At 38.6% G+C, this 2,322-nt stretch carries 3 protein-coding genes; all 3 read left to right on the top strand.

What is annotated here, in order from left to right; translation table 11 throughout:
- Window positions 1-836, top strand: an 836-nt coding sequence (cas1, locus tag BG260_RS13790; protein WP_069133539.1) for a CRISPR-associated endonuclease Cas1, incomplete at its 5' end; no start/stop codon positions are given.
- A 69-nt stretch (window positions 837-905) separates the two neighbouring features.
- A complete protein-coding gene (cas2, locus tag BG260_RS13795; RefSeq protein WP_069133540.1) occupies window positions 906-1,196 on the top strand; it encodes a CRISPR-associated endonuclease Cas2 in 291 nt (96 codons plus the stop codon).
- Window positions 1,197-1,257: 61 nt separating this feature from the next.
- Window positions 1,258-1,839, top strand: a complete 582-nt coding sequence (gene cas4 / locus BG260_RS13800) for a CRISPR-associated protein Cas4 (protein ID WP_069133541.1) — start codon at window positions 1,258-1,260, stop codon at window positions 1,837-1,839.
- Window positions 1,840-2,322: the final 483 nt, after the last annotated feature.

Below are 2,322 nucleotides of genomic sequence, written 5' to 3' on the forward strand. Positions count from 1 at the left end.
ACGAAGCTGTAAAAACGGCACTGTCCTACAATATTGATATCGTTTTTGCCGAAGGAGACGGCGCCCCGATCGGACGTGTTTGGCATAGTAAATTGGGGAGTACCACCAAGATCAGGAAACGACAGCTTGAGGCCAGCATGAATGCTGAGTGTATTCCCTGGGTGAAAGGATGGATACAAGAAAAAGTAAATAACCAGATTGACTTTTTAAAAGATCTTAAAAAGCACCGGAAAGCTAAAGAAACCGAAATCAACGATGTTTTGGGGAAACTGGAATCCTTGATCCCAAAAATTGACAAATTGGATGGTACATCGATAGGTGATATTGACGGCTCTCTCAGAGGATATGAAGGGACAGCCGGCAGATTATATTTCGGGCTTCTCTCTTCACTGCTGGCAAAAGAGTATCAGTTTAAAGGCCGCAGCTACCGGCCGGCAGAAGATCCGTTTAATGCGTTCCTGAATTATGGCTACGGAATATTATACAGCCGGATAGAAAAATGTATTATGATTGCGGGCCTGGATCCTTATGTTGGATTCCTCCACCGTGATGATTACAATCAAACAAGTTTTGTGTTTGATTTCATTGAACCATACCGTCCGTTTGTAGATTTAACCGTATACAGGCTCTTTTCCGGAAAAAAAGTAAATCAGGATCACTACAGGAAAATTACGAACGGAATAGGGCTGACGAAAGAGGGTAAAAAACTGATTGTTGAGAATTTTGTTCAGCGGTTTGATATAGATAAAATCCGTTACCGTGGACGAAATCAAACCAGGATGAACGCCATCCAACAGGATGCGCATACATTTGCAAATACACTGATTGAAATTTGATATGACGACTCAGTCCTGTCAGGTTTCAAAAACCTGACAGGACTATTTTAAAACAACAATAATAAAATTATGATCTGCTGGGTAATGTACGATATCAAAAACGATCGAAGTCGAACAAAAATCGCAAAAGCCTGTGAGCAGGCGGGTCTGTATCGAGTGCAATATTCAGTTTTTCTGGGAAGCATTGAGGCCAATGAAAAAGATACTCTGCAGATACAAATTGAAGACCTGATGAATGAAGAAGAAGATTCAGTCTATATATTCCCAATGAGTAAAGATGAGCTCAAAGCAACAGTACTAATGGGGCAGGCATTTGACAAAAAAAGGATTACAGATGAAGTGAAATCACTATTCTTGTAATTGTGAAATAACTACAGACTTGTCATGTTTTCAAAATCTGACAGGCCTTAAAGCAAAGAACATGAGCCAAACAAGTATCACACCTTCTGAAATCATTCAGTACCTCTACTGTCCGAGGTTTATCTACTTTGAGAAAGTACTTGGCATTCCACAGTATGAGGAGAAGTCATACAAGGCTATGAGAGGGCGGCACCTGCACGAAGACAAAGCAAGAATGAATAAGGATTATCTACGGAAAAAGTTAGGAGTTACTGAAAAATACCAGGAACAGTATCTCACAAATAATATGCTGCGTGGTAAGGTCGATGAGGTGCTGTTGTTAGAGGATGGCACAGCTGCACCGCTTGATTACAAATTTGCTCAGTATAAAGACAAGGTATTTACCACTTATAAAACCCAGCTGGCCTGTTATGCCTGGTTAATCGAAGATAATTTCGATAAGCCGGTACATCGTGGTTTCCTGGTTTATACCCGAAGTAAAAGTAAATTAATAGAAGTGGAGCTTGATGATGCGTTTAAACGGGACGTAAAAAATAAGGCGCAGGCTATCGTACAAATAATCGACAAGAACCATTTTCCAAAAGCTACTCGATACAAAAAACGATGTGTAGGGTGCACTTATCGAAATATTTGCATTCAGTAGAAGAATAGTTAGTTTAAACAGTATGGAGTGTACTTTTTAACAATTTCCGAGTCTTAAATTATATTCTGGAGATCTTTGAAATATTGTAAATGTCTTAAGGCCAACTACTTGAAGATTATAAAACCTTCGGAGAATGCTTTAAAAGGAATTAGAATTCCTCAAAATCCGTAATAAATTATGGAAAAAAGAATGAAATATAATTTCTATAAGGTAATACAGATCAAAATTTTACGGATAAAAAGCTCCTCTCTTCATTAATCCACCAAAACAAGGATTGAAACATAAACCCGAATCTGATCAAAACGATGGGGACGAATCCTCTCTTCATTAATCCACCAAAACAAGGATTGAAACTGGAAGTCAATACACAACCTTTTCAGTTTACTTACTCCTCTCTTCATTAATCCACCAAAACAAGGATTGAAACATGAACAGTGGGTATTGAGCATTAACGATGAATATACCTCTCTTCATTAATCCACC

The sequence above is a fragment of the Rhodohalobacter halophilus genome (assembly GCF_001715195.1).
In the GTDB taxonomy this organism is placed as follows: Bacteria; Bacteroidota; Rhodothermia; order Balneolales; family Balneolaceae; genus Rhodohalobacter; species Rhodohalobacter halophilus.

Excerpts from the sequence above, each read along its gene's own strand:
- cas2 (WP_069133540.1), top strand. The coding sequence starts at position 906 with ATGATCTGCTGGGTAATGTACGATATCAAAAACGATCGAAGTCGAACA.
- cas4 (WP_069133541.1), top strand. The coding sequence starts at position 1,258 with ATGAGCCAAACAAGTATCACACCTTCTGAAATCATTCAGTACCTCTAC.